The sequence below is a fragment of the uncultured Stenotrophomonas sp. genome, assembly GCF_963519925.1.
In the GTDB taxonomy this organism is placed as follows: domain Bacteria; phylum Pseudomonadota; class Gammaproteobacteria; order Xanthomonadales; family Xanthomonadaceae; genus Stenotrophomonas; species Stenotrophomonas maltophilia_AE.
In genome coordinates this window covers 1-24,483 of the sequence record NZ_CAUQPH010000056.1, presented here as the reverse complement: position 1 = coordinate 24,483, position 24,483 = coordinate 1, and the positions used below count along the sequence as shown (strand labels likewise).

25 protein-coding genes are annotated in these 24,483 nt (G+C 65.3%); 15 read left to right on the top strand and 10 right to left on the bottom strand.

Going from position 1 to position 24,483, the window contains the following annotated elements; translation table 11 throughout:
• Positions 1 to 111 precede the first annotated feature (111 nt).
• Positions 112 to 2,517, bottom strand: a complete 2,406-nt coding sequence (locus RWO33_RS11605; RefSeq protein ID WP_314104955.1) for an XVIPCD domain-containing protein — start codon at positions 2,515 to 2,517, stop codon at positions 112 to 114.
• A gap of 76 nt (positions 2,518 to 2,593) precedes the next feature.
• Here RWO33_RS11605 and RWO33_RS11600 point away from each other — a divergent pair, with 76 nt between their 5' ends.
• The 5 genes from RWO33_RS11600 (at position 2,594) to RWO33_RS11580 (ending at position 7,156) form a co-directional block, all read left to right on the top strand.
• Positions 2,594 to 3,490, top strand: a complete 897-nt coding sequence (locus RWO33_RS11600; RefSeq protein WP_314104954.1) for an ankyrin repeat domain-containing protein — start codon at positions 2,594 to 2,596, stop codon at positions 3,488 to 3,490.
• Between the two features lie 108 nt (positions 3,491 to 3,598).
• Positions 3,599 to 4,408 carry an ankyrin repeat domain-containing protein gene (locus tag RWO33_RS11595; protein WP_314104953.1) on the top strand — a complete coding sequence of 270 codons (810 nt, stop codon included), beginning with the start codon at positions 3,599 to 3,601 and terminating at the stop codon, positions 4,406 to 4,408.
• Positions 4,409 to 4,522: 114 nt separating this feature from the next.
• Positions 4,523 to 5,323: an ankyrin repeat domain-containing protein gene (locus RWO33_RS11590; protein WP_314104952.1), complete on the top strand. Its 801-nt coding sequence runs from the start codon at positions 4,523 to 4,525 to the stop codon at positions 5,321 to 5,323.
• Positions 5,324 to 5,416: 93 nt separating this feature from the next.
• Positions 5,417 to 6,241 (top strand): ankyrin repeat domain-containing protein, encoded by an 825-nt coding sequence (locus RWO33_RS11585; RefSeq protein WP_314104951.1) that lies wholly within the window; start codon positions 5,417 to 5,419, stop codon positions 6,239 to 6,241.
• A gap of 72 nt (positions 6,242 to 6,313) precedes the next feature.
• Positions 6,314 to 7,156: an ankyrin repeat domain-containing protein gene (locus RWO33_RS11580; protein ID WP_314104950.1), complete on the top strand. Its 843-nt coding sequence runs from the start codon at positions 6,314 to 6,316 to the stop codon at positions 7,154 to 7,156.
• Between the two features lie 65 nt (positions 7,157 to 7,221).
• Here RWO33_RS11580 and yegS read toward each other — a convergent pair whose 3' ends face one another.
• The 5 genes from yegS to RWO33_RS11555 all read right to left on the bottom strand — a co-directional run bounded on the left by yegS (position 7,222) and on the right by RWO33_RS11555 (position 10,717).
• Positions 7,222 to 8,148 carry a lipid kinase YegS gene (yegS, locus tag RWO33_RS11575; RefSeq protein WP_314104949.1) on the bottom strand — a complete coding sequence of 309 codons (927 nt, stop codon included), beginning with the start codon at positions 8,146 to 8,148 and terminating at the stop codon, positions 7,222 to 7,224.
• A gap of 130 nt (positions 8,149 to 8,278) precedes the next feature.
• Positions 8,279 to 8,983, bottom strand: coding sequence for an NYN domain-containing protein (locus RWO33_RS11570; protein WP_314104948.1), 705 nt, complete (start codon positions 8,981 to 8,983; stop codon positions 8,279 to 8,281).
• A gap of 192 nt (positions 8,984 to 9,175) precedes the next feature.
• Positions 9,176 to 9,667 (bottom strand): GNAT family N-acetyltransferase, encoded by a 492-nt coding sequence (locus RWO33_RS11565; RefSeq protein WP_314104947.1) that lies wholly within the window; start codon positions 9,665 to 9,667, stop codon positions 9,176 to 9,178.
• Positions 9,668 to 9,669: 2 nt separating this feature from the next.
• Positions 9,670 to 10,347 (bottom strand): ribulose-phosphate 3-epimerase, encoded by a 678-nt coding sequence (gene rpe, locus RWO33_RS11560; RefSeq protein WP_068854293.1) that lies wholly within the window; start codon positions 10,345 to 10,347, stop codon positions 9,670 to 9,672.
• A 40-nt stretch (positions 10,348 to 10,387) separates the two neighbouring features.
• Entirely contained in the window at positions 10,388 to 10,717 is a 330-nt protein-coding gene (locus RWO33_RS11555) for a DnaJ domain-containing protein (RefSeq protein ID WP_070207432.1), read from the bottom strand.
• A 143-nt stretch (positions 10,718 to 10,860) separates the two neighbouring features.
• On the opposite strand from RWO33_RS11555, the gene RWO33_RS11550 reads away from it, so the two are divergent.
• The 8 genes from RWO33_RS11550 to RWO33_RS11515 all read left to right on the top strand — a co-directional run bounded on the left by RWO33_RS11550 (position 10,861) and on the right by RWO33_RS11515 (position 18,829).
• Entirely contained in the window at positions 10,861 to 11,787 is a 927-nt protein-coding gene (locus tag RWO33_RS11550; RefSeq protein ID WP_314104946.1) for a phosphoribosylaminoimidazolesuccinocarboxamide synthase, read from the top strand.
• Between the two features lie 189 nt (positions 11,788 to 11,976).
• A complete protein-coding gene (locus RWO33_RS11545) occupies positions 11,977 to 12,462 on the top strand; it encodes an Mpo1-like protein (protein WP_314104945.1) in 486 nt (161 codons plus the stop codon).
• Between the two features lie 387 nt (positions 12,463 to 12,849).
• The gene (locus RWO33_RS11540; RefSeq protein ID WP_314104944.1) at positions 12,850 to 15,678 is read left to right on the top strand and encodes a monovalent cation/H+ antiporter subunit A; all 2,829 of its coding nucleotides are present in this window, start codon (positions 12,850 to 12,852) and stop codon (positions 15,676 to 15,678) included.
• Positions 15,678 to 16,064, top strand: coding sequence for a Na+/H+ antiporter subunit C (locus RWO33_RS11535; RefSeq protein ID WP_145478909.1), 387 nt, complete (start codon positions 15,678 to 15,680; stop codon positions 16,062 to 16,064). The genes RWO33_RS11540 and RWO33_RS11535 overlap by 1 nt, the downstream gene beginning before the upstream one ends.
• Complete coding sequence (locus RWO33_RS11530; RefSeq protein WP_314104943.1) at positions 16,061 to 17,596, top strand: monovalent cation/H+ antiporter subunit D; 1,536 nt, start codon at positions 16,061 to 16,063, stop codon at positions 17,594 to 17,596. The genes RWO33_RS11535 and RWO33_RS11530 overlap by 4 nt, the downstream gene beginning before the upstream one ends.
• A complete protein-coding gene (locus RWO33_RS11525; protein ID WP_314104942.1) occupies positions 17,593 to 18,099 on the top strand; it encodes a Na+/H+ antiporter subunit E in 507 nt (168 codons plus the stop codon). The genes RWO33_RS11530 and RWO33_RS11525 overlap by 4 nt, the downstream gene beginning before the upstream one ends.
• Positions 18,096 to 18,380, top strand: coding sequence for a K+/H+ antiporter subunit F (locus RWO33_RS11520; RefSeq protein WP_314104941.1), 285 nt, complete (start codon positions 18,096 to 18,098; stop codon positions 18,378 to 18,380). Before RWO33_RS11525 ends, RWO33_RS11520 begins: the two co-directional genes overlap by 4 nt.
• Positions 18,377 to 18,829 carry a Na+/H+ antiporter subunit G gene (locus RWO33_RS11515; RefSeq protein ID WP_314104940.1) on the top strand — a complete coding sequence of 151 codons (453 nt, stop codon included), beginning with the start codon at positions 18,377 to 18,379 and terminating at the stop codon, positions 18,827 to 18,829. Before RWO33_RS11520 ends, RWO33_RS11515 begins: the two co-directional genes overlap by 4 nt.
• A gap of 82 nt (positions 18,830 to 18,911) precedes the next feature.
• On the opposite strand, the gene RWO33_RS11510 is transcribed toward RWO33_RS11515, so the two are convergent.
• On the bottom strand, positions 18,912 to 19,862 hold the full coding sequence (locus RWO33_RS11510) for a sodium:calcium antiporter (protein WP_145478904.1): 951 nt from the start codon (positions 19,860 to 19,862) through the stop codon (positions 18,912 to 18,914).
• 60 nt (positions 19,863 to 19,922) lie between these two features.
• Positions 19,923 to 20,543, bottom strand: coding sequence for a hypothetical protein (locus tag RWO33_RS11505; RefSeq protein WP_314104939.1), 621 nt, complete (start codon positions 20,541 to 20,543; stop codon positions 19,923 to 19,925).
• A gap of 132 nt (positions 20,544 to 20,675) precedes the next feature.
• Here RWO33_RS11505 and RWO33_RS11500 point away from each other — a divergent pair, with 132 nt between their 5' ends.
• Positions 20,676 to 21,212, top strand: a complete 537-nt coding sequence (locus RWO33_RS11500) for a hypothetical protein (RefSeq protein WP_314104956.1) — start codon at positions 20,676 to 20,678, stop codon at positions 21,210 to 21,212.
• 27 nt (positions 21,213 to 21,239) lie between these two features.
• Here the strand turns inward: RWO33_RS11500 and hmgA are convergent, their stop codons facing one another.
• Together hmgA and hppD are read right to left on the bottom strand one after the other, a co-directional pair.
• Positions 21,240 to 22,541 (bottom strand): homogentisate 1,2-dioxygenase, encoded by a 1,302-nt coding sequence (hmgA, locus tag RWO33_RS11495; protein ID WP_314104938.1) that lies wholly within the window; start codon positions 22,539 to 22,541, stop codon positions 21,240 to 21,242.
• 20 nt (positions 22,542 to 22,561) lie between these two features.
• On the bottom strand, positions 22,562 to 23,677 hold the full coding sequence (gene hppD / locus RWO33_RS11490) for a 4-hydroxyphenylpyruvate dioxygenase (RefSeq protein ID WP_314104937.1): 1,116 nt from the start codon (positions 23,675 to 23,677) through the stop codon (positions 22,562 to 22,564).
• Between the two features lie 128 nt (positions 23,678 to 23,805).
• On the opposite strand from hppD, the gene RWO33_RS11485 reads away from it, so the two are divergent.
• Positions 23,806 to 24,297, top strand: coding sequence for a MarR family winged helix-turn-helix transcriptional regulator (locus RWO33_RS11485; protein WP_145478901.1), 492 nt, complete (start codon positions 23,806 to 23,808; stop codon positions 24,295 to 24,297).
• Positions 24,298 to 24,483: the final 186 nt, after the last annotated feature.

Here is a 24,483-nt window from a genome sequence, read left to right as displayed (position 1 = left end):
GACTAACAGTCGGCGCTACCCTGGTACCAGCTGTTCCAGCTGTTCCAGCTGTTCCAGCTGTTCCAGCCCCCGGCGGTCCCGTCGTCCCCGCCGGTCCCCAGCTGCCCCGCCTCATCCCATCCGGCGCGCGGCCTGCTGCTCCTGCTCGCGCTGCTGCTCGGCCCCCAGGTCGGCCACCAGCGCCGGAGCAGCAGCGGCGCGTTCCTGCTGCCGGTTGACCTCGGCCACCTGCTCGGTGCTCACGCTGAGCGGCTGCTGGCGCCCGGCCACCACGTCCACCTGGGCCAGGTGGCGGTGCACGGAGGTGAGGTCCTGGGTATCCACCGCGAACACGCGGGTGCGGTCCTCGCTGAGCACGACCCGCTCGATGCGTTCCAGACCCTCCTGCGTGGCCTTCGCCGCCAGCGCACCGGCCAGCTGGTCACTCTGCAGGTCGGGCACGCGGTTGTGGGCGGCATCGATGCCGTGCACCCCGGCTTGGGCGCCTTGGAACATGTGGTACTGCCTGTGGTCCGGATCGTTGATGCCGACCACCAGCGTGGACGGCTCGGCGGCGATGGCCGCGTGCTTCTCCGTCGGGTGCTGGATGCGTTCGTGCTGTTCCAGCAGCGCGCGGGCCTGCGCTTCCTGTTTGATGAGCTCGGCATCCAGGCTGGGAATGACGGTATCGGTCATGCCGTGGCGCGCTGCCGCCTCGCCAAAGGAAGGGCTGAGCCCCTCGATCACCCGCGCAGACCTGGCGAGGTTTGAGAGGTTGTGCAGCGCCAGCGGTGGCGGCCCCGCCGGCACGTGGGTAGCCGCGGCCGTGGTGAGACCTGCCCCTGCTCCGCCCACCGTAGCGAAGACGGCCGGAGCGTGCGAGCTGATGCCTTTCACATGGGACGCAGCCAGATCGTAACCGCTGTCCACATAGGCGCCGGCGGTGGCGAACCCGTTCTGCAGCTTGCCCGCCACCCACTGACCATTCTGGCCAATGGCGGCGGCACTGCGGTCGCCCACCGCACGGATGCCGTCTGCGTCGGACTGCGCGTGGCGGGTGGCGCTTTGTGCCCGGTGTTCGCCGTCGTGGCGGGTGCGCTCGGCTTCCTTGGCCAGACGCTCGGACACGCTGTCCAAGCCGACCTTGTCGGTAATCCATGACAGTGCCGACATGCCACCCGAGCGCGCCTGCGATTCGGCCCGATGCAGGGTGGCTTCGATGCCGCCGGTCAGCTCGCGTCCGGACGCGATCACAGTGGTGCCGGCTTTGGTGCCGACCTGCAGGGTGGCAGAACCGAAGTTCACCACTTGGCCAATCGCCATACCCTGGGTCTTGAGCACGACCTCGGCACCATCGCCTGCCTTGTCCAGCACGTGCGCGCCAGCTGCGCCGACCCGCTCGACCTGCTCGCCGATGATGCGGCCACCGCGCATACCGTAGCCAGTGGCATGCAGCGCGTGTGACAGCGGGCCCGCAAGCTCGGCCACCTGGCTGGGTGCCGCCACGTTCGGGCGGTCGACGATGCTGGCGTCCTTGTCACTTTTGTCGACCATCTTGGAGTCAAGCAACAACTCAAGCTTGCCCGCCGCCACGGGGATGTTCCGCAGCGCCTCCTGCCCAGGCTTGGTTGCCAGCTGTTCGACGAACTGCGCGGCCGAGGTCTGCGCCCCCGCCGGCATCATCTCGCGAAGCTTGTCGCCGACCAGCTTCTGCATGGCCGGCTCTTTCAGCAGCATGCCCATTTCATTGGCGAGCACACCGTAGCCCCGGCGCTGTTCGTCGCTGAGCTTCTGCATGCCGTTCTGTACATCATTCAACACCTCGCCAGCGGCCTGGTAGGTGTGCACCGTCTGCTGCGGATTGAAGGTCGGCAGACCGTTTTCTTTGGCGAAACGCACGGGCGTGTCGGGGTGCAGGCCAGCCGCGTTGAAGGTAGTGGCACGGGCTCCGGTGACGGCGGAGGCGGCGGAGGCCATGCCGCCGCCGAGGGAATGGCCGGCGATTTCGAAGTTGTTGCCGACCCGGTCTTGCAGGCGTACCGCCAGCGTCATCGCGCGATCGTAGTAATCGCTACGCATGCCAATACCCTGCTGGCCATTGTTGAGGAAGTCCTCGCCGCCAGATTCGCGCCGACCACTCGGAACGGAAGGATCGATGATTTCGCCTGTCGAGCCTTTGAATACGACGACCGGCTTGGCCCCCTCACCCAATACGCCCTTGTCAGGAATGTAAATCTCTGCGCGGAACCCAGACTGCGTGGGGCTGAGATGATTGCGAACTTCTTCATCCGTCATATTGATGCCAGCGGCTCGAAGGGCCTCCGGATCAGCACTGGCGCGGATCCAACCGACAGGTGGTTTGCCATCACCCTTGGCTGATTGATAAACATCGGCGGCAAGACCGGCCATCTCGCTCGCATGGTAGGTTTCCTGCAGACGATCCGCTTCGCTATCGTTGCCGCTTTCACGCAGCTGCTCGACAAGACGACTCTGTTCGTGGATGGCGCGGGCGCGCGTTTCAGTATCGGGACCACTCATGGCAAGCTCCATTGCACGGTGAAGGCGCGCGTTCCCCCGAGCCGCGCTGGTTATCGAATAACAGAACGTTTTGCTAATGTCACCCCTTCAGGGGCTCAACATCAGGATGATCATGCGCGCGGGCCTTCACAACTTGATGACAAAAACCCTTCTAAGTGCGGCATGGCTCACACTTTTTGCGCTCAGTGGGTGCGCCGCGACGTCCGCACATGGTGCAGACCAGTATTTCTCGGGAAGCGAGTTGAAGCTGGCGATCGCCAGCGAAGACGGCGATGTAGATGCCATTCGGCGGCTCATCAAGGACGACGGTGTTGAACCCGACAAGTCATTTTCCAGCCGCGATGGCGTTCCACTGCTGGCGTGGCCCTTGCGGGCCAAGAACCTAGATGGCTTGCGCGCCATGTTGGAAAACGGCGCAGACCCCAATGCGCGGCTGGTGAAGCAGATGAACGGTGAGGTGGTCCACTTCAACAATGCCATGGTCTACGCCGCCAAGATGGACGACCCGCGCTTTCTCGCATTGCTCCTGAAGCATGGTGGCGACCCCAACACGCGCAACTCCAACAACGAAACATTGCTCTACCAGGCATTCATCAGCGGCAACCAGTGGAGCAACGTTAAGCACTTGGTCGAGGGCGGCGCGGACGTGAATGAGCCCAGCCTCGGCCCTTCCGATACCCCTGTCAGCTGGTACAGCGGACGTGGCGCCTTCGAACACGTTTACTGGCTTCTCGAGCACGGCGCGGACCCGAGCGTGATGCTCAAGTCATCAATCGGCGAGCCGGACCGCATGTTCGTTGCGGAACACATCTACTGGGGCATCACCACTCCGGATCTTCTGCCGTGGCAGAAGAAGTGCCAGCAGTGGCTGATCGAGCGCAACATCCCGCGTCCGCCAATGCCAGACGGAATCAGGCAGAAGCGCGAAGCTTTTGGCTTCCCAACGAGAGAAGAGGATGTTCCGCTTCTTTAAGAATGCGCCCCTCCCTAACCTCTCCGAGCCTCAGAGTTGAGAATACTTCCCGCTCCTGAAGCATTCCATGCCGCGAAGATTGCATCCGCTGCTATCGCATTTCTGACTATGCTTCTTGTCAGTGGCTGCGCGGCATCGTCTTCATATGGCGCTGGCGACTATTTCGACGGCAAGGCGTTGCAGCTCGCCGTTGCTACCGAGACGGGGGACGCGGACGCCGTCCGCCGCTTGATCAAGGATGCGGGGGTCGATCCCGACTCTACGTTCGGGCGTCGCGATGGGATCCCCATCGTGGCGTGGCCGCTCCGCGCAGGCAATCTGGAAGGCCTTCGCGCACTTCTGGACAACGGGGCCGATCCGAATGCGCGCGAAGTGAAACAGATGAACGGCAGGGAGATTCACTTCAACAACGCGATGGTCTACGCCGCGAAAATGGAAGACCCGCGATTCCTGGAGTTGCTCCTGCAACATGGTGGAGATCCAAATACGCGCAATTCTGCCAATGAAACGCTGATGTTGCAGGCGCTCCTCAGCGGCAATCAATGGAAGAACATCCAGACGTTGCTGGAGCATGGCGCGAACATCAACGAGTCCAACCTCAGCAAGGGAGATGACACGGTTCTGAGTTGGTACACCAGCCGGGGTGGATTTGATTCTGCCTATTGGCTGCTGGAGCATGGCGCAGACCCGACCATTCCGTCGCGCCCGCCCGCTGGATCCAACCTTCCATCGCGACAGATGATGGTTGAGGAGATTTACTGGGGCGTCACCACGCCCGAACTTCTGGCTTGGCAGAAGAAGTGCCAGGAATGGCTGGTCGCACGAAACATCCCGCGCCCACCGATGCCTGAGCACATCCGCAAGAAGCGTGAAGCCTTTGGGTTCCCCACGAGAGAAGAGGATGTCCCCCTTCTCTGACAAGGCATCTATCCTGAATCCTCGGAGCACCGGCGTTGAAAGGCTTGCCAAATGTTGAAGCGACTCATGTAGTGCAGGCCGCGCTGGCGGTAACCGCATGGCTGATGCTTTTTTGTGTTCAGCGGCTGCACGGCAGCTTCTTCGCATGGCGCCGATGACTACTTCGATGGGAAGGCATTGGAGTTGGCTATCGCGACCGAAACCGGCGACATGCAAACCATTCGCCGACTGATCAAAGATGAAGGGGTCGACCCCGACAGTATCTTCGCCAAGCGCGACGGTATTCCCTTGGTCGCATGGCCCCTGCGCGCAGGGAACCTGGAGGGACTGCGCGCACTTCTGGAAAACGGCGCCGACCCGAATGCGCGCGAGGTGAAGCAAGTGGAGGGTCGCGAACTCCGCTTCAACAACGCGATGGTCTACGCCGCCAAGATGGACGATCCACGCTTCCTTGAGCGTCTTCTCAAGCATGGCGGGGATGCCAACACTCGCAACTCTGCCAACGAGACCTTGTTGTTCCAGGCCTTCATCTCTGGCAACCGGTGGAAGAACGTCAAACTACTGGTCGAGAATGGTGCGAACATCAATCAGGCAAATCGGGGGAGCGCCGATGCAGTGCTGAGCTGGTATACCACTCGCGGCGCCTTTGAACATGCGTACTGGTTGGTGGAGCATGGTGCGGATCCGACGATCATGCTCACCCCGCCTGAAACGTCGGGCAAGCCCAATCGAATGATCATGGCGGAGCACATCTATTGGGGTGTGACCACGCCAGATCTCCTGCCCTGGCAGAAGAAGTGCCAGCAGTGGCTGGTCGCTCGGGATATTCCACGGCCGCCCATGCCGGATGGCATCCGGCAGAAGCGTGAAGCGTTTGGGTTCCCAACCAAAGAAGAAGACGTGCCTCTTCTCTAAAGACTTGCCCATCCTGCCCCCTTTCGAGGACGAGAATTGAGACTAGTTTCGCCCCCTGCAACCACCGTTTTCAGGAAAAATGCGCTCGCCGCCATGGCGCTACTTACTTTGCTCATGGTCAGTGGCTGCGCGGCGTCGTCTTCACATGGCGCTGGCGAATATTTCAACGGCAAAGCGTTGCAGCTTGCCGTCGCGACCGAGACTGGGGACGCGGAGACCATCCGCCACTTGATCAAAGATGAAGGCGTAGATCCCGACTCTTCCTTTGCACGCCGCGATGGCATACCACTGATTGCGTGGCCACTACGCGCCCGCAGCCTGGCGGGACTAAGGGCGCTGCTTGAGGCTGGCGCTGATCCTAATGTGCGTGAGTCCAAGCACATGAATGGAGAGATGATTTACTTCAACAATGCGATGGTCTACGCAGCCAAAATGGACGATCCAAGCTACCTTGAGCTTCTGCTCAAACATGGCGGCGACCCGAACACGCGCAACATCAACAATGAGACTCTCCTGCTTCAGGCATTCCTTAGTGGGAACCAGTGGAAGAACATCCAGACGCTGATTGAGAACGGCGCGAACATCAACGAATCCAGCCTGAGCATGGGCGATGACACGGTTCTGAGCTGGTACACAAGACGAGGGGGATTCGATTCGGCCTACTGGCTGCTTGAGCATGGCGCGGATCCCACGATTACGAAGCAGGCGGCCAGTAGATCGGATGGCACCGCCAGGCGGAAGATGGTCGAAGACATCTACTGGGAAATCACAACACCCGACCTGCTTCCGTGGCAGAAGAGGTGTCAGCATTGGCTGATCGCACGAAACATCCCGCGTCCACCGATGCCTGAGAACATCCGCAAGAAGCGTGAAGCCTTTGGGTTCCCAACCAAAGAAGAGGACGTCCCTCTTCTCTGAAGATTTTGGCCATCCTGATCCTTCCGAGTACCAAAGTTGAGACTACTTCCACGCCCTCTGACGACCATCGCCGTGAAAATTGCACTTGCTGTAATGGCGCTTCTGGCCTTGCATCTGGTCAGTGGCTGCGCGGCGTCTTCTTCACATGGCGCTGGCGACTATTTCAACGACAAGGCGTTGCAGCTCGCCGTCGCAACCGAGACGGGTGACGCGGAAGCCGTCCGCCGCTTGATCAAAGATGAAGGGGTCGATCCTGACTCTACGTTCGGCCGTCGCGATGGGATCCCCATCGTGGCGTGGCCGCTCCGCGCAGGCAATCTGGACGGCCTTCGCGCAGTTCTAGACAACGGGGCCGATCCGAATGCGCGACAGGTGCGGGAGATCGACGGCAAACCCTTCAAGTTCAACAACACCATGATATATGCCGTCCGGTTGGAGGATCCCGCCTTTCTGCAGCTGCTCCTGAAGCATGGCGGCGACCCCAACACGCGGAGCAGTGGCGGGGAATCGCTGCTGTTCCAGGCGTTCATCAACGGCAACCAATGGAAGAACGTCCAACAGTTGGTGGAAGCGGGCGCGAAGGTCAACGAGAACAACCTGGGCAAGGCTGATACGGTGTTGAGCTGGTATACCGCCCGCGGTGGTTTCGACGCGGCGTACTGGCTGCTGGAGCACGGCGCGGACCCGACCCTTTCTGCACCCGCTGCGTCGGGATCAAGCAGTCCCGCGCGCCAGATGATGGTGGAAGACATCTATTGGGAAATCACCACGCCCGATCTTCTGCCGTGGCAGAAGAAATGTCAGCAATGGCTGATCGCGCGCAGCATTCCGCGCCCGCCGATGCCTGAACACATCCGCAAGAAGCGTGAGGCGTTCAAGTTCCCGTCACGGGAAGAGGATGTTCCGCTGCTGTGACGCAGTTGCATAGGGCCAGAGCAGCCGGGCAGAGCCCGGCTCTACGGCGAGTGATGCGGCAACGGCTACTGCAGGAGCGCGCTGTCGAGCGGCAGGTGCATGCGCACGCGTGCTGCGACGCAGTCGATGCGGAAGCGGCGCGCGCGGACCGGTTCGCCGTCCAGGTTGAGGGTCATCGGCTCGTCGGCCTCGATTTCCACCCACGGCGCGCGGGTGCGCTCGGCCACCTGCTCCAGCGCACCCTGCTTGCCGCCACGGATCAATGCGCCGAGCGTCGATGCGACTTCGCCACTCAGCTCCGGGATCACGGTGAGGTCGAGCAGCCCGTCATTGACCAGCGCTTCGGGGCACAGGACCTGGCCACCGCCGGCCTGGCGGCCGTTGCCGATGCCCAGCGCGATGAAGCCGCCCTCCCAGCTGAAGTCCGGCGTGCGCAGCCGGGCCTGGATGGGCTCGATCCGGCCCAGCCGGGAGATGCCGGTCACCAGGTAGGCCAGCCCGCCGAGCACTTTCTTCAGGCCCTCGTCGGTCTCCACCGTCACTTCGGTGCCGAAGCCCCCGCTGGCCACGTTCGCGCACCACCACAGGTCACCGTCGGCGTCGATCCGCAGCAGGTCCAGTGGGCATGCCGGCTGGGCGAGGATCATCTGCAGCGCCTGGATCGGCTCGTCGGGAATGCCCGCCGCGGTCGCGAAGTCATTGGCCGTTCCCAGCGGCACCAGTCCCAGGGTTGGCAGCGCGTCCGCCGCCTCGTCGCGGTGGGCCAGGGTTTCCGCCACTTCGCTCAGGGTCCCGTCGCCACCGGCGGCGATGATGGTGTCCACGCCGTGCTCGATGGCCTCGGCCACGTACCGCTCGGCGTCGCCATCTTCCCAGGTGACCCTGGCCTCGAGCGTCACACCCTGCTCGCGAAGCGCATGCACCGCCTCGCGCAGCTCGACGTTGCCCGTGGACTTGCCATTGAGGATCAGACGCCAGCGAGGACCACGCATACCGCACTTCCATGGGAGGGGGAGGCGCAGGCTATCAGGCCGGTGGCTCAGGGGCAGTGAACGTCATCAAACGGTCACCGGGCGCCCGGAGAATGGAAGTCCATAGCAGGGAAGATGGATGGAGGCAGGATCAGCCTCCCGCTATTCCCAGGGCCGCATTCGCAAGGGTGCGGTCTTTTTTTTGGGGCCGGGGGCAGACCGAGCGCATCCCGTCTATATGCTCGACCAGGCCTTGCGGAATGGCGGCCCACATGGGGTCCAATACGAAGTCGACCCCTTCGCGCCTGGCCAGCTTTGCTGCGGGCACGAAATCGGCGTCGCCGGCCATCAGAATGATCTGACGAACCTGCCGCTTCAGGGCGAGGGAAGAGATGTCGATGCCTATTCGCATGTCCACCCCTTTCTGCCTTATCACTGGATGGACGTCTTCGGCCGCAAGATCGGCAAAACATCGACGTCCCTTCAGCAGATCATCAAGTACCCCGGGGCTGGCAGACCACGTATTGAAGTCGGTCAAGTGGCCCAGTCGCAGGGCAACCTTGCACATCTGACGCAGTTTCTCGTGCAGCTCCCGTCGAAAGAGCGCTTCTGGTGAACGAGAGTAGTCAACGCACTGACCTGATATCGGATTGTGCATCCGTTTGAGAAGCGGAGGGCAATCGTAGAAGAAGATTCGATACAGATTCCTTGTTTCGCCCGTGGGCGAACGAAGGTGCGCCAATGCCCATCGATGGGCCTGATCAGCCGCCCGGGGCGCGTTGTATGCATTTTCTGGCTCGATCCGCCGAAATCGCTTGATGAAGTAGCCGCCGTCGATGAGGACTGCAGTGGGCATGCCTTTGCCTCCGCGGAACGTGATCAAAAAAAAGCCCCCGTTTCGGCCGTCCCGCGATCAGTAGGGGGGCGTACTTGGAGGGCTGGATGGACCAATTCTGTTACGGCGACATCCGCGTGACAAGGCATTTGTCCCTATCGGCTACAGCTCGAACATTGATAGCTCCGATCATGGCCTTCGCCGCACATGCGTTCAACCTCCTCCGGCAAACGCCTTCAGGGCTTCGCCCTCGAGGCGGTACACCGTCCACTCGCTCTGCGGCTTGGCACCGGCGGCTTCATAGAACTTGATGGCCGGCTCATTCCAGTCCAGCACCGACCATTCGAAGCGACCACAGCCCTGGGCCACGGCCAGGCGTGCGACGTGCTGCAGCAGCGCCTTGCCGGCGCCACTCCCGCGACTGGCCGGGCTCACGTACAGGTCTTCCAGGTAGATGCCGTTGCGGCCCAGCCAGGTGGAATAGTTGTAGAAGTACACCGCGTAGCCGATCGCCTCGCCACCAGCCTCGCAGACCAGCGCGCGGGCCTTGGCGCCCTCGCCGAACAGGCTGGCGACGATGCCGGCCTCGTCGGTCTGCACCGACGATTCCGCCTTCTCGTAGATCGCCAGTTCGCGGATGAAGCGCAGGATCAGCGCGGCATCGGCAGCGGTGGCCTCGCGGATCTGCAGCGCCGGCGCACCCATGCTCAGCCCCGTGCCTTGGCTACGTTGTGGCGCATCTGGTCGATCACGTCCTTGTAGCTGATCGGCGCGTTGAAGATCGCCGAGCCGGCCACGAAGGCGTCGGCGCCGGCGGCGGCGATCGCGCCGATGTTGTCGGCCTTGACCCCACCGTCGATTTCCAGGCGCACGTCGCGGCCGCTGGCATCGATCTTCTGGCGCACCACGCGCAGCTTGTCCAGCGCCGAGGGAATGAAGGCCTGGCCGCCGAAACCGGGGTTGACCGACATCAGCAGCACCAGGTCCAGGTCGTCCAGCACCCAGTCCAGGATGTCCACCGGGGTGCCCGGATTGAGCACCAGGCCCGGCTTGCAGCCCAGCGAGCGGATCAGCTGGATCGTGCGGTGCACGTGGCGGCTGGCCTCGGGGTGGAAGCTGATGTAGGTGGCACCCGCTTCGGCGAAGTCCGGGATGATGCGGTCCACCGGTTCCACCATCAGGTGCACGTCGATGGGCGCGGTCACGCCGTGCTTGCGCAGCGCCTGGCAGACCATCGGGCCGATGGTCAGGTTCGGCACGTAATGGTTGTCCATCACATCGAAATGCACCCAGTCGGCCCCGGCGGCAAGCACGTTGTCCACTTCCTCGCCGAGGCGGGCGAAGTTGGCGGACAGGATGGACGGGGCAATGATGCAGTTGGACATGGCCGGGGCCTTCAGGACGTGGAGAGGGGGCGGCGCGCGCTCAGCGCTTGCGCAGGGTCTTGATGCGGTCGTAGGCGGCATTGAGCTGGCGCGACCTGCGTTCGGCCTGCTGGCGCAGCTCCGGGGCGGCGCCCACGACCTTGTCGGGATGGTACTGGGACATCAGCCGGCGGTAGGCCAGATCGACCTCGGCATCGGTGGCCTCGGAGGTCAGCCCCAGCTCGCGGTAGGGGTTCTCCCTGTTCAGCCGGAACCAGTCGGAATCGAAGGCATGCCCGATCAGCAGGCCGACCACGGCACCAAACAGCGGATTGGGCCTGAAAAGCAGGGCCCCGGCGATGAATCCGAGCAGTTTTCCGTACCAGCGCATGGTCGTCGGGTCGGCCGCGGCAACAAAGGAACCTCATTTTACGTCACAGCGGCCCCAACCCGCTTTACACTAGGCCGCCCGCTGTCCCTGCGGGCCCTCCGGGTGCCCTGGACAGCTGTCTCGACGAAGCCCCAGGAGTGCCCGTGCCGACCACGTTGTTGCAATCCGATCTCCCCGGCCTGCCCTTGCGCCATCGCGGCAAGGTGCGTGATGTTTTCGACATTCCGCGCGAACGGCTGCCCGCCGGCACGCCGCCGGGGGACTACCTGCTGATGGTCGCCACCGACCGTCTGTCGGCCTTCGACGTGGTGCTTCCCGATCCGATCCCGGGCAAGGGCGAAATGCTCTGCCAGGTGTCCAACTTCTGGTTCGCCAAGACCGCCCACCTGATGCCCAACCACCTGACCGGCATCGACGTGGCCAGCGTGCTGCCCGACGGCGTCGACGCGGCGCTGTACGCCAAGCGCGCGGTGGTGACCCGCAAGCTCAAGCCGGTGCCGGTGGAAGCCATTGCCCGTGGCTACCTGATCGGCAGTGGCTGGAAGGACTATCAGCGTACCGGCAAGGTCAGTGGCATCGAACTGCCCGACGGCCTGCGCCAGGCCGAACAGCTGCCCGAGCCGATCTTCACCCCGTCGACCAAGGCGGCCGTGGGCGACCATGACGAGAACATCGATTTCGATGCGATGGTGAAGACCGTCGGCGCGGACCTGGCCGAGCGCGTGCGCGACGCCACCCTGCGCATCTACAAGTTCGCCGCCGATTACGCCCGCGAGCACGGCATCATCCTGGCCGACACCAAGTTCGAGTTCGGGACCGATGCCGATGGGCGCCTGTACATCATGGACGAGATGCTGACCCCGGATTCCTCCCGCTACTGGCCGGCCGACGAGTACGAAGTGGGCACCAGCCCGCCGAGCTACGACAAGCAGTTCGTCCGCGATTACCTGGAAACCCTGGACTGGGGCAAGACCGCTCCGGGCCCGAGCATTCCGGCCGAGGTCATCGAACGCACCCGGGCCAAGTACGCCGAGGCCCTGCAGCGGCTGGCGGGTATTTCGGTCGATTGATGCCGCCGGTCGAATCCGGCGGCATGGAGTGCGGCGTGCTGCACTCCAACGGTAGAGCCGACTGTTAGTCGGCTGCGGGGGAGCAGCGGACTAACAGTCCGCTCTACCCGCCCCGCCCCGCCCCGCCCCGCCCCGTCCTGCCCTACCCGTCCGCTGTCGGGAGTATTCTGTGGTCACTCCGGAGGCTCAATGTCCACCACGACCCAGCTTGTGCGACCCATCGATCGCTATTTCGCCAGCTATTCCGACGACCACCGCAACACGCTGAACCAGCGCATCCATGTGGTGGCGGTGCCGGCGATCCTGTGGTCGGTGATTGCCCTGCTGTGGTGCGTGCCGCCGCTGATCACCTGGTTCCAGTACGGGGTGTGGGCGGGGCTGGCGATGTTCACCGCGTGGTGTTTCTACAACAAGCTTTCGCGCCGGCTCGGGCTGGGCATGCTGGCCCTGCTGTTCGTGTGCGGCTGCACCTGCCGCCTGCTGGAAGCGGGGATTGGCCTGGCCAACCTGGGCTGGTTGGGGCTTGGGGTGTTCGTGGTGGCCTGGATCGCCCAGTTCATCGGCCACAAGGTCGAAGGGCGCAAGCCCAGCTTCCTGACCGACCTGACGTACCTGTTGATCGGACCGGCCTGGGTGATGGCCAAGGGCTATCGCCAGATGGGATGGCGCTACTGATTTATTGGACTGCGCTTGCCACGCAGGGCGTGGCACTACGTCATCGCTGCCGAACCTGAACGAGATGAAGCTCACCCCTGCTCCACGGCAGCGGGTCCAGCATGGCTGTGGCTGGCCTCCGGGGAGATCGGTGCATTCATCGGCGGTAAGGCTGGCATCGGGGTAGAGGCCCCGTGGTTGCTGGGCTGAACCTGAGCCACATGGCGAGGACCGCCCCACTGGCGGTGTTTCCATACGGCCTTGAACGGGCCCGAATGGAGTGCTCACACCACCGAAAAAAGATGAATCACGCACGTTGCATGCAGTTGATGGCGTAATCGAGTATATCGGCGACAAATCCCCGCCTGTTAGACTGAAAGGCCTGCTCGTGAATCCAGCATTCCCTGCATGAATCCGACCCTTCTCCTGCTGCTCGCGCTGCCCTTCCTGATGGCGGTTGCAGTGGTTGTGCTCCGCCGCAGTTCCCGTCCCACCGCCGCCTGGCTGGCTGCGGCCGCGCCCGTGGGCGGGCTGGCGTTGCTCGCCACCCTGACCCCCGCGATCCTCGAAGACGGGGTGGTGCGCAGTTTCGGGGACTGGCTGCCGCAGATCGGGCTGGCCTTCTCGCTGCGGCTGGACGGGCTGGCCTGGATGTTCGCCGGCATGGTGCTGGCGATCGGCGCGCTGGTGGTGATGTATGCCCACTACTACCTGAGCCCGCGCGACAACGCTCACCGCTTCTACTGCTACCTGCTGCTGTTCATGGGCGCCATGCTGGGCATGGTGCTGTCGGGCAACCTGCTGTTGCTGATGGTGTTCTGGGAAATGACCAGCATCAGCTCGTTCCTGCTGATCGGCTTCTGGTCGCATCGCCAGGATGCCCGCGAAGGCGCGCGGATGGCACTGGTGGTCACCGGCGGCGGTGGCCTGGCCCTGCTCGGCGGCGTGCTGCTGATCGGCCGCATCGTGGGCAGCTTCGAACTGGACGCGGTGCTGGCCGCTGGCGATGCGATCCGCGCCAGCGCGCTGTACCCGTGGGCCCTGTTCCTGGTGCTGGCCGGCATTTTCACCAAAAGCGCGCAGTTCCCGTTCCACTTCTGGCTGCCGCACGCCATGGCCGCGCCGACCCCGGTGTCGGCGTACCTGCACTCGGCCACCATGGTCAAAGCCGGCGTGTTCCTGCTGGCACGCCTGCACCCGGCGCTGGCCGGCACCGACCTGTTCTTCTATACGGTCAGCGGCATTGGCGCACTCACGCTGCTGATCGGCGCCTGGAACGCGATCTTCCAGCACGACCTGAAAGGCCTGCTGGCCTATTCGACGATTTCGCACCTGGGCCTGATCACCCTGCTGTTCGGCCTGTCCACGCCGATGGCGGTGGTGGCCGGCGTGTTCCACATCCTCAACCACGCCACCTTCAAAGCCTCGCTGTTCATGGCCGCCGGCATCATCGACCATGAAACGGGCACGCGCGACATGCGCAGGCTGGGTGGCCTGCGCAGGCTGATGCCCTTTACCAGCGCGCTGGCGATCATCGCCTCGCTGGCGATGGCGGGCATCCCGCTGCTCAATGGGTTCCTGTCCAAGGAAATGCTGTTTGCCGAGGCGATCACCGCGCAGGGTCCGGAGCCGATGCGCATCGCGGTGTCGATCGCCGCGCTGCTGGCCGGCGTGCTCGGCGTGGCCTACAGCCTGCGCTTCGTGCACGACACCTTCTTCGGCAAGGGCCCGCACGACCTGGACCGGGTGCCGCATGAGCCACCGCGCTTCATGAAGGTGCCGGTGGAGATCCTGGTGGTGGTGTGCGTGGCGGTCGGCGTCGCCCCGGCGATCACGGTGGCACCGGTGCTGCACGCGGCGGCCTCTTCGATCCTGGGTCCGGCCATGCCGGCCTACAGCCTGTCGGTGTGGCACGGCTTCAACCTGCCGCTGGTGATGAGCATCGCCGGCGTGCTCGGTGGCATCGCCCTGTACTTCGGGCTGCGCCGGCTGATCAACCTGCATGCCGTGGTCAGCCATGCCATTGGGCGCAACCTGTTCCACAAGCAGCTGGACCTGGTGTTCGGCTTCGCCCACCGGCTGACCCAGGGCCTGGCCAACGGCAGCCTGCAGCGCATGCTGATGGCGCTGGTGGTGGTCGCCATCGTGGTGGCGGCCGCGCCGTTCGTGGCCAACCCGGTCTCGCCCAACTGGCCGTCGCCGCAGCCGATTCCGCTGCTGGGCTGGGCGCTGTGGGGGGTGATGATGGCCTGCGCGCTGGGCGCGCTGTTCGTCTACCGGCAGCGCCTGCTCGCGGTGCTGGTGGTCGGTGGCGTCGGGCTGATGGTGTCGCTCACCTTCGTGTTCCTGTCCGCGCCGGACCTGGCCCTGACCCAGCTGCTGGTGGAAATGGTCACCCTGGTACTGATGCTGCTGGGCATGAACTACCTGCCGGCGCAGTCGCCGCCGGAGCGGTCGCGCTGGCGCAAACGCCGCGACGCGTTGATCGCGGTGATCGGTGGCGGCGGCCTGGCGGCAATGGCCTACAGCGCCATGACCCTGCCCCCCAACACCATGGCCGGCGAACTGGTCGCGCGCGCGCTGCCCGAAGCCTACGGTGAGAACGTGGTCAACGTGATCCTGGTGGACTTCCGCGGCTTCGATACCTTCGGCGAGATCACCGTGTTCGGCATCGCCGCGCTGGTGGTGCACGCGATGCTCCGACGCACGCGGATGGCGCCGGAGCAGGTCATGCCAGGGCCGCCGGTCAAGCTGCCGGTGCCGGCCGATCTTGCCCAGATCATGTTCCCGCTGACCCTCACCGTGTCGATCTTCCTGTTCCTGCGCGGCCACAACGCGCCGGGCGGCGGCTTCATCGCCGGGCTGGTGCTGGCGGTGCCGCTGCTGATCCAGTACGTCATCCAGGGCACCGCGTCGGTGGAATCCCGCTTCGGCTTCGACTACATCCGCTGCATCGGTGCGGGTCTTCTGATCGCCATTGTCAGCGGCAGCGCCTCGATGCTGTTCGGGGTGCCGTTCCTGACCAGCGGCCACCTCGACCTGGACATTCCGCTGATCGGCACGGTGCCGCTGGCGAGCGCGATCGGCTTCGACACCGGCGTGTACCTGGTGGTGTTCGGCGGGGCGATGCTGATGCTGTCGATGATGGCCACGGTGAAACCTTCGCGCACCCGCAACGCCCGCAAGGGTGAGATCGATCCCAACCGCCGTTCGGCACGCACCGGGGAGATGCACTGATGGAACTGGCCCTGGCAAGTGCGATCGGCGTACTCGGTGCGATCGGCATCTACCTGCTGCTGCGCGCGCGCAGTTTCGACGTCATTCTCGGCATGACGTTCCTGTCCTATGCCACCAACCTGCTGATCTTCTCCGGCGGCCGCCTGGTCACCGGCAAGGCCCCGGTGCTGAAGGAAGGCCTGGACAGCAACCTGAGCAACTACACCGACCCGCTGCCACAGGCGCTGGTGCTCACCGCCATCGTCATTGCGTTTGCGATGACCGCGGTAAGCATCGTGCTGGCCATGCGCAGCCGCAGCGACAACCACAGCGACCATGTCGACGCGCACGAGGATGAAGCGGCCGAAAAGCCCGACACCGCGCCCGGCCGGGAGGGCGGCGCATGAACCATGCGGTGATCCTGCCGATCCTGGTTCCGCTGTTCGGTGCCGCGTGCTCGCTGTTCGTCGAACACCGCCGTTATGGGCCGAAGGTGCAGCGCACCGTGGCCTGGACCACGCTGGCCGCGTTGGCCGCGTCGGTGGCGCTGCTGTTCGCGCAGACCGCCGATGGCACCATCGCGGTGTACCTGCTGGGCGACTGGCCCTCGCGGCTGGGCATCGCACTGGTCGCCGACCGGCTGTCCAGCTGGATGCTGCTGACCACCCTGCTGCTGGCCATTCCGTGCCTGCTGCATGCCTGCTCGGGGTGGGACCGTCGCGCGCCGCATTTCCACGCGCTGTTCCAGTTCCAGCTGGTCGGCCTCAACGGCGCGTTCCTGACCGGCGACATCTTCAACCTGTTCGTGTTCTTCGAGGTGATGCTGATCGCCTCTTACGGGCTGCTGCTGAGTGGCGGTCGCGGCCTGCGCATGCGCATCGGCCTGCACTACGTGGTGTTCAACGTCACTGCCTCGACCCTGTTCCTGATCGCGCTGGGGCTGCTGTACGCGTCGCTGGGCTCGCTCAACATGGCCGAGCTGTCGCAGCGCATCGCCGAGGTGCCGCCCACCCACCTGACCCTGGTCAAGGCCACGCTGGGCCTGCTGCTGCTGGTGTTCTGCAGCAAGGCCGCGCTGATGCCGCTGTACCTGTGGTTGCCCGAAGCCTACGCGCGCGCGCCGGCGGCGGTGGCCGCGCTGTTTGCGATCATGACCAAGGTCGGCCTGTACGCGATGCTGCGGGTGAGCACGCTGTGGTTCGGCGAGGACGCGGGGGCAATGGCCGGCTACGGCAGCCAGTGGCTGCTGTGGGCGGGCGTGGCCACGCTGCTGCTGGGTGGGCTGGGCGTGCTCGCTGCGGCGCGGCTGCGCGTACTGATCTCCTACCTGGTGGTGGTCTCGGCGGCGACGCTGTTCATCGCGTTCTCGATCCGGACCCCCGAGGTGCTTTCCGCCGGCCTGTATTACCTGCCGCACAGTACCTTCGTGGCCGCCGCGCTGTTCCTCATCGCCGACCTGATCCGCCGCCGTCGCGGCGGCGCCAGCGACCGCAAGGAAATCATCGCGCCGATGCCGGGCAAGGAAACCCCGGCGGTGCTGTTCCTGATCGGCGCGGTGTCGGTGGCCGGGCTGCCGCCGCTGTCCGGCTTCTTGGCCAAGGCCGCCCTGCTGGCAGGGATGCCCGCGCCCTATACCGGTATGGTGTGGGCGGCAGTGCTGGGCAGCAGCCTGATGGTCATCGTCGGCATCACCCGCGGCGGGATCCGGCTGTTCTGGCGCGTGCCGGTCGTGGAAGAAGGCGTGCCGCCACCGCGCAAGGCCCCTACCCGCACCGTGGAACTGTTCGCCGCCGCGCTGCTGCTCTGTTATGGCATCGGCATGAGCGTGTTCGCCAACCCGCTGATGCAGTACACCGACGCCATGGCCGAGCAGCTGCTGCACCCGGCACAGTACGTGGATGCCGAGCGTGCCACTCCGCCGGAGATCCGCCAGCCATGAACGCACGCCGCTCGCTGTACCGTCGCCTGGTTCCGTCGCCGTCGCTGAGCGTGACGGTAGTTGCCTTCTGGGTGCTGATGTCCGACAGCTTCACCCTTGGCCAGATCCTGCTGGGCATGCTGCTGGGCGTGGTGGTGCCACTGTTCGCGGCACGGCTGGACCGCGAATTCGCGAAGATCGGCTCGCTGCGGCCGGTGCCGAAGCTGATCTGCGTCACCCTGTGGGACATCCTGGTTTCCAACATCCGCGTGGCCATCCAGGTGCTGGGTCCCGAGCGCCGCATCCACCCCGGTTTCATCTGGCTGCCGCTGGACATCGCCAACATCCATGGCATCGCCGCGCTCACCAGCATGATCACGCTGACCCCGGGCACGGTCTCGGCCGCGCTCTCCGACGATCGCCGTCACCTGCTGGTACACGTGCTGCACCTGGACGACCCGGATGCGCTCATCGATCAGATCAAGTCCCGTTACGAGGCCCCGCTGATGGAGATCTTCCCATGACCGGTTTCACCTTCATCCAGACCACCATCGTGGTGTGCATGCACGTGGTCGGCCTGGCGACGCTGCTGGCCACCTGGCGGCTGCTGCGCGGACCGACCGTGCCGGACCGGATCCTGGCACTGGACACGCTGTCGATCACGGCCATCGCCGAGTTGATGCTGTTCGGCATGTACCTGAATTCAGCGGTGTATTTCGAAGCCGCGCTGGTCATCGCCATGCTGGGGTTCGGCAGCACGGTGGTGCTGAGCAAGTTCGTGCTGCGCCGGGACATCGTCGAATGATCACCTTCATCCAGGTCGCGCTGTCGCTGCTGCTGTTGTTCGGCTGCTTCTTCATCCTGGTCGGTGCGCTGGGGCTGGTGAAGCTGGACACGTTCTTCAAGCGCCTGCACGCGCCGACCAAGGCCAGCACGCTGGGCGTGGGCTGCGTGCTGCTAGGTTCGGTGCTGTACCACATCTTCCTCGGCGAAGATCCGCAGCCGCGCGAGCTGCTGATCACCGTGTTCCTGTTCATCACCGCGCCGATCAGCGCGCACATGATGGCCAAGGCCGCGCTGTCGCTGATGATGGAAAAGCGACCGAGCCTGCCGGGGCATGAGACCGCGAAGGACGAGCAGTTGCCGCCGCCGTTGCCGCCGCCGTTGCCGCGCAATGTGACAGAGGAGCGCCCTTCCGACGAACGCGTCGCCACGCGCACGGATCCTACCGCGCCCCCGGAACACAATCTCTAATCCGTGGCGAAACCACTCGTAGAGCCACGCCCTGCGTGGCTTCGCGATCTCCGGATGAAGCGCAGCCACGCAGGGCGTGGCTCTACGAAATCAGCGCCAGCTCCAGCGCGATCCACGCTACGAACGCCACCAACAGGATCCCGCCCTCGCGCCGGCTGATGGTCAGGTCGCCCTTGAGCATCGGGTACAGCACCAGTACGAAGGCAATGGCGGCCGGCAGCTCGAGCTTCACGAACGATTCGGGCAGGGCCAGCGGACGCAGCGCGGCCATGCCCCCCACCACCACCAGAAGGTTGAACAGGCTCGAGCCGATCACGTGGCCCAACACCATGTCGCCCTGGCCGCGACGCGCGGCGACGATCGCCGCCGCCACTTCCGGCAGCGCGGTGCCGATGGCGACCGGCAGCAGGCCTACCAGCAGCGGCGACCAGCCCAGGCCCGCGCCCAGCACCGGCGCGGCACCGACGATCCAGCGCGCGCCGTAGTACAGGCACACCGCCGCGAACACCACCCGGATCACATTGAGCAGCAGGCCGGTTCGGGTCATGGCGTAAGCGGCAATCGCCTCGCGCACCGGTTCGGACTCCCGGGCCGCAGCGCGCAGCACGAACACCAGCAACGCCAGGAAGCCCAGCAGCAGCACCGCGCCTTCCCAGCGCGCGATCACCCCGTCCAGGCCGAACACGATCACCGCCAGGCTGGCCACGGCCAGCAGGATCAGCAACGGCGACAGCAGCCGCGCCCGCACCAGCAGCGGGGCCGCCAGCGCGGCCAGGGCCAGGGTCAGGCCGACGTTGACGATGTTGCTGCCCACGGCGTTGCCCAGCGCCAGGTCCTGCGCGCCGACCACGAACGCACGCGCGTTGACCACCAGTTCCGGCAGCGACGTGCCGAAGGTGACCAGCAACAGCCCCGCCACGAAGGGCGAAGCACCGAAGCGCTGGGCCAGGCCGGAAGCAGCCTTGACGATGGAGTCGCCACCCAGTGCAAGCAGCAGCAGGCCCAGCAGGAACCAAGCGGTAGCAGCGATCATCGGTGGATCCCCAGGTGTCGTGGCTCGATTCTGTAGTGCCGGGCGCTGCCCGGCAATCCCTCAGGAGCAGCCTTCCACGTAATCGACCTGTGGGGTCTTGCCGACCCGCCAGGCGGTGACCTTGCCGTCCCCGTCGATCTCGAAGTTGACCACCGCGCCGCCGTCGGCCGCCGGGCGCACGCGCAGGTTGTGCCCGCGTTCGTCGTACTTGTGCGGGGTGAGGTCGCCACGGTCCGGATACAACGTCTGCAGCTGTCCAAGCGACATGCCCACCTTGCCGCCGCCCGGCGCGGCGATGCGGTCGTTGCGCACGTCATAGCGGACCAGGCGCTTGCCCTCGATCATCAGGATCACGTCATCGGCCTGGCTGCCCTCGGGCCGCAGGGCATGGCAATAGTCATCCGGTACGTCGCCCCGCAACGGTTCCTTCCACGCGGTCCGGACCTCATCCAGCGTGCTGCCGAGGCGCAGCGGACCGTAACCGTCGAGGTGTGCCGGCCCCTGCGATGCCGTGTCGGCGGACGCGGCGGCGGCGCCAGCGGCCGCAGGCGCGGCGGCGGTATCCGCCGCCGGTTCGACCGTCGCCGCCTGGGCGTCGGTGGACGGGGTCTCCGGCGTGCGTTCGCAGCCACCCAGTGCCAGCGCCACGCCCAGCGCCAATACGCCTCCCAGCTGTTTCATGTGCACGTCCTCCTGTAGATGGCCCGCAGGCTAGCGTGGCAGGTGTGCAGCCCATGCATGCAGGGCGTGCGTGTCATCACAGTTACACCTGCAGCATTCAGGCTCGGCGTGCACCGCTTCGACCCCATGCCCATGCAACCGTGCAAGACCGACCTCGCCCGCGACGCCCTGCAGGCCCACCGTGCGCCCCTGGCCATGCGCCAGCGGCGCCTGCTGATCCTGTGCGACGGCCAGCGCGACCTGGCCCAGCTGACCGCGATGATCGGGCCGGAGGCGCCGGCCATGGTGATCCAGCTGATCCAGGCCGGCTACCTGGTGTCCATGGCGCCGGTCGAACCTGCGCCGGCAGCGGCGATCCCTGTGGCCCCGCCCTCCGAAGCGGCAATGCCCGCCCCGGCCACCGAACGCCGACGCTCGATGGTCGCCGCACGCATCTATCTGATCGGCATCCTGGAACTGCAGCGCCACCCGCAGGCGGCCCTGCTGCTGCGCACCCTGCAGCAGGCGCGCAGCGATGAGCAGGTGGTTGCCGCCCTGCGCGGCGCGCTGGACGCACTGCCGGGCATGACCTCCCCCGGGTACTGCGAACGCGTGCGTCAGCGCGTGTTCGAAGTGCTTCCCGAAACGCACCTGGCCGAGCTGGAGCAGGCGGGCGCCATCCCCGGCTGACCCGCCGGCGTGACGCGCCGGCGTTCCTCAGGCGCGGAAGTTGTTCTTCAGCCCCTGCCAGCAGTGCTGGTAGCCACGCTGGCGATGCGCCGCGTCCATCGCCTGCGCGGTGGGGCGGATCACGCCACGGGTTTCGAACATGAAGGCCATGGTGTCCTTGATCACATCCGGACGGCTCAGGTCGGCGGCGGACGCTTTCTCGAAGGTCGCCGCATCCGGGCCGTGTCCGCTCATGCTGTTGTGCAGGGACGCGCCGCCGGGCACGAAACCCTCGGCCTTGGCGTCGTAGGCGCCATGGATCAGGCCCATGAACTCGCTGGCGATGTTGCGGTGGAACCACGGTGGCCGGAACGTGTCCTGTGCCACCAGCCAGCGCGGCGGGAAGATCGCGAAGTCCATGTTGCTGGTGCCAGGGGTGTCGCTGGGCGAATGCAGGACCAGGAAGATCGACGGATCCGGATGGTCGTGGCTGATCGAGCCGATGGTGTTGAAGCGGCGCAGGTCGTAGCGGTACGGCGCATAGTTGCCGTGCCAGGCCACCACGTCCAGCGGGGAGTGATCGATGTCGGCGCGCCACAGCTGGCCCTGGAATTTGGCGATCAGCTCGAAGGCGCCGTCCACATCCTCGAACGCCGCGTGCGGGGTTTCGAAGTCGCGTGGATTGGCCAGGCCGTTGGAGCCGATCGGGCCGAGGTCGGGCAGTTTCAGCAGCGCACCGAAGTTCTCGCAGACGTAGCCGCGCGCCTGGCCGTCCGGCAGTTCCACGCGGAAGCGCACGCCGCGCGGAATCACCGCGATCTGCTGCGGCTCGATCTCGATCACGCCGAATTCGGTGAGCAGGCGCAGGCGGCCGAGCTGCGGCACGATCAGCAGCTCACCGTCGGCGTCGTAGAAGTAGCGGCCCTGCATGTCGGCGGTGGCCGCATACAGGTGGATGCCCACTCCGCCGTGCGCATCCGGAGAGCCGTTGCCGCCCATGGTGTACAGGCCATCGACGAAGTCGGTCGGCGTGGTCGGCAACGGCAGCGGGTCCCAGCGCAGCTGGTTGGGCGACACCGCCCCCTGCGCGAAGTCGCTGTGCAGGTGCGGCTGCGCATACGGCTGGAACTCGCCATGCGTCACCGCCGGGCGGATCCGGTACAGCCAGCTGCGCCGGTTGCTGCCGCGTGGCGCGGTGAAGGCCGTGCCCGACAGCTGCTCGGCGTACAGACCCTGCGCCACCCGCTGCGGCGAATTGCGGCCGACCGGCAGCGCGCCCTCCACCGCTTCGGTGGCGAATTCGTTGCCGAAGCCGGTCTGGTAGCCGCGGGATTCGATGCTGGTGGACATGGTCGGCCCCGTTTCGTGGATTACAGCACGCCGCGCTTGATCTGGTCGCGCTCGATGCTTTCGAACAGCGCGGTGAAGTTGCCCTCGCCGAAGCCTTCGTTGCCCTTGCGCTGGATGATCTCGAAGAAGATCGGACCGATGCAGTTGGTGGTGAAGATCTGCAGCAGCTTGCGCTGCTTGGTTTCCGGGTCGGCGTCGATGAGGATCTTGTTCTTTGCCAGCCGCGCCACGTCTTCGCCGTGGCCCGGTACGCGCATGTCGATCACCTCGAAGTAGGTCTCCGGCGTGTCCAGGAACTCCACGCCCTGGGCGCGCATCGCTTCGACCGTCTCGTAGATGTTCTCGGTGAAGCAGGCGATGTGCTGGATGCCCTCGCCCTTGTAGGCGTCCAGGTACTCGTTGATCTGGCTCTTCGGATCGGACGACTCATTGAGCGGAATGCGCACGATGCCGTCCGGCGCGGTCATCGCCTTGGACACCAGGCCGGTCTTCAGGCCCTTGATGTCGAAATAGCGGATCTCGCGGAAGTTGAACAGGCGCTCGTAGTAGTCAGACCACTGCTGCATGTTGCCGAAATACAGGTTGTGGGTGAGGTGGTCGATGAAGGTCAGGCCGAACCCGACCGGACGCGGGTCGGCGCCCTCGATCGGCGCATAGTGGGCATCGAACATGCTGCCGGCGGCGCCGTAGCGGTCCACCAGGTACAGCATGCAGTCGCCGATGCCCTTGATCACCGGCGCCGGCACGGCCTTGGTGTCAGGCTTGAAGTCGACGACTTCGGCACCGTTGCCCAGGGCCATGCGCAGCACCTCTTCGCCCGGCTTCTTGAAGCGGATGGCGAAGCCACAGGCACACGGGCCATGCTTGTCGGCGAAGTCGGAGGCGAACGAGTCGGGTTCTTCGTTGACCAGGAAATTGACATCGCCCTGGCGGTACACGGTGATGGCGCGCTGCTTGTGGCGCAGCACGGCGGTGAAGCCCATCCTGCGGAAGTAGTCGTGCAGTTCGGCGCCGCGACCGGCGGGCGCGGCGAACTCGACGAACTCGAACCCGTCGATGCCCATCGGGTTCTCGAAGGTGGTGACCTGCATGCCGGGGTTGGGGGCGTGCGACGCGGTGGCGGGCTGGCTGCTCATGACATGGCTCCAAAGCGGCCCACCCCCGGAAAAAACCAGGTGCGGGCGGAAGGCAGACCCGCGAGAATGCGGAATCCGGAAACAAGGTTATAGTTTCACATGAAACCACCATCAAGGTGCACCGCAGCATGAACCCAGCCGATCCCAGCAGCCACAGCATCCGTGCCTCGCACGCCCTGCTCGACCTGGAGCAGTTCCTGCCCTACCGGCTGAGCGTCCTGTCCAACCGGGTCAGCGGCAACATCGCCAAGCTGTATGGGGACCGTTATGGCCTGGCGATTCCCGAATGGCGGGTGATCACGATCCTGGCGTTGTACCCGGGGTCGTCGGCCAGCGAGGTCTCCGACCGCACTGCGATGGACAAGGTGGCGGTCAGCCGGGCCGTGGCCAGACTGCTCGAACGGGGCTTCATCAAGCGTGAAACCCACGGCGACGACCGCCGCCGTTCGGTGCTGGCGCTGTCGGCGGCCGGCTTCGAGGTGTACGAGACCATCGCCCCGCTGGTGATCGAGATCACCCGCAAGCTGATGTCGGTGCTGAGCGAGGAAGAGGAGCAGATGCTGGAGAAGCTGATCCTGCGTCTGGCCGGGGACGGCCTGCAGCGGATGGATGAGGGCTGACGGGCGTACCGACCAACGGTCGGTACCTACCGAGGGCTCGCCAACGGCGGTCATGCCGTTCGGTAGGTGACGACCGTTGGTCGTCACGCCGTCAGCTGAGGTGCTTGCGCCTCGCGTGCACCCAAGGGGCGGCCAACGCGCCGATCGCGCCGGCGGCGAGGCCCAGCGAGGCCGCCACCGCCGCCG

Bases quoted from the DNA above. Each gene is read 5' to 3' on its own strand.
- RWO33_RS11530 (WP_314104943.1), top strand. From the start codon at position 16,061: ATGAACCATGCGGTGATCCTGCCGATCCTGGTTCCGCTGTTCGGTGCC.
- rpe (WP_068854293.1), bottom strand. From the start codon at position 10,347: ATGTCCAACTGCATCATTGCCCCGTCCATCCTGTCCGCCAACTTCGCC.
- RWO33_RS11545 (WP_314104945.1), top strand. From the start codon at position 11,977: ATGTCCACCACGACCCAGCTTGTGCGACCCATCGATCGCTATTTCGCC.
- RWO33_RS11540 (WP_314104944.1), top strand. From the start codon at position 12,850: ATGAATCCGACCCTTCTCCTGCTGCTCGCGCTGCCCTTCCTGATGGCG.
- yegS (WP_314104949.1), bottom strand. From the start codon at position 8,148: ATGCGTGGTCCTCGCTGGCGTCTGATCCTCAATGGCAAGTCCACGGGC.
- RWO33_RS11600 (WP_314104954.1), top strand. From the start codon at position 2,594: ATGTCACCCCTTCAGGGGCTCAACATCAGGATGATCATGCGCGCGGGC.
- RWO33_RS11535 (WP_145478909.1), top strand. From the start codon at position 15,678: ATGGAACTGGCCCTGGCAAGTGCGATCGGCGTACTCGGTGCGATCGGC.
- RWO33_RS11555 (WP_070207432.1), bottom strand. From the start codon at position 10,717: ATGCGCTGGTACGGAAAACTGCTCGGATTCATCGCCGGGGCCCTGCTT.
- RWO33_RS11505 (WP_314104939.1), bottom strand. From the start codon at position 20,543: ATGAAACAGCTGGGAGGCGTATTGGCGCTGGGCGTGGCGCTGGCACTG.
- hppD (WP_314104937.1), bottom strand. From the start codon at position 23,677: ATGAGCAGCCAGCCCGCCACCGCGTCGCACGCCCCCAACCCCGGCATG.
- RWO33_RS11585 (WP_314104951.1), top strand. From the start codon at position 5,417: ATGGCGCTACTTACTTTGCTCATGGTCAGTGGCTGCGCGGCGTCGTCT.
- RWO33_RS11605 (WP_314104955.1), bottom strand. From the start codon at position 2,517: ATGAGTGGTCCCGATACTGAAACGCGCGCCCGCGCCATCCACGAACAG.
- RWO33_RS11595 (WP_314104953.1), top strand. From the start codon at position 3,599: ATGCTTCTTGTCAGTGGCTGCGCGGCATCGTCTTCATATGGCGCTGGC.
- RWO33_RS11520 (WP_314104941.1), top strand. From the start codon at position 18,096: ATGACCGGTTTCACCTTCATCCAGACCACCATCGTGGTGTGCATGCAC.
- RWO33_RS11515 (WP_314104940.1), top strand. From the start codon at position 18,377: ATGATCACCTTCATCCAGGTCGCGCTGTCGCTGCTGCTGTTGTTCGGC.
- RWO33_RS11570 (WP_314104948.1), bottom strand. From the start codon at position 8,983: ATGCCCACTGCAGTCCTCATCGACGGCGGCTACTTCATCAAGCGATTT.
- RWO33_RS11565 (WP_314104947.1), bottom strand. From the start codon at position 9,667: ATGGGTGCGCCGGCGCTGCAGATCCGCGAGGCCACCGCTGCCGATGCC.
- RWO33_RS11510 (WP_145478904.1), bottom strand. From the start codon at position 19,862: ATGATCGCTGCTACCGCTTGGTTCCTGCTGGGCCTGCTGCTGCTTGCA.
- hmgA (WP_314104938.1), bottom strand. From the start codon at position 22,541: ATGTCCACCAGCATCGAATCCCGCGGCTACCAGACCGGCTTCGGCAAC.
- RWO33_RS11500 (WP_314104956.1), top strand. From the start codon at position 20,676: ATGCAACCGTGCAAGACCGACCTCGCCCGCGACGCCCTGCAGGCCCAC.
- RWO33_RS11525 (WP_314104942.1), top strand. From the start codon at position 17,593: ATGAACGCACGCCGCTCGCTGTACCGTCGCCTGGTTCCGTCGCCGTCG.
- RWO33_RS11485 (WP_145478901.1), top strand. From the start codon at position 23,806: ATGAACCCAGCCGATCCCAGCAGCCACAGCATCCGTGCCTCGCACGCC.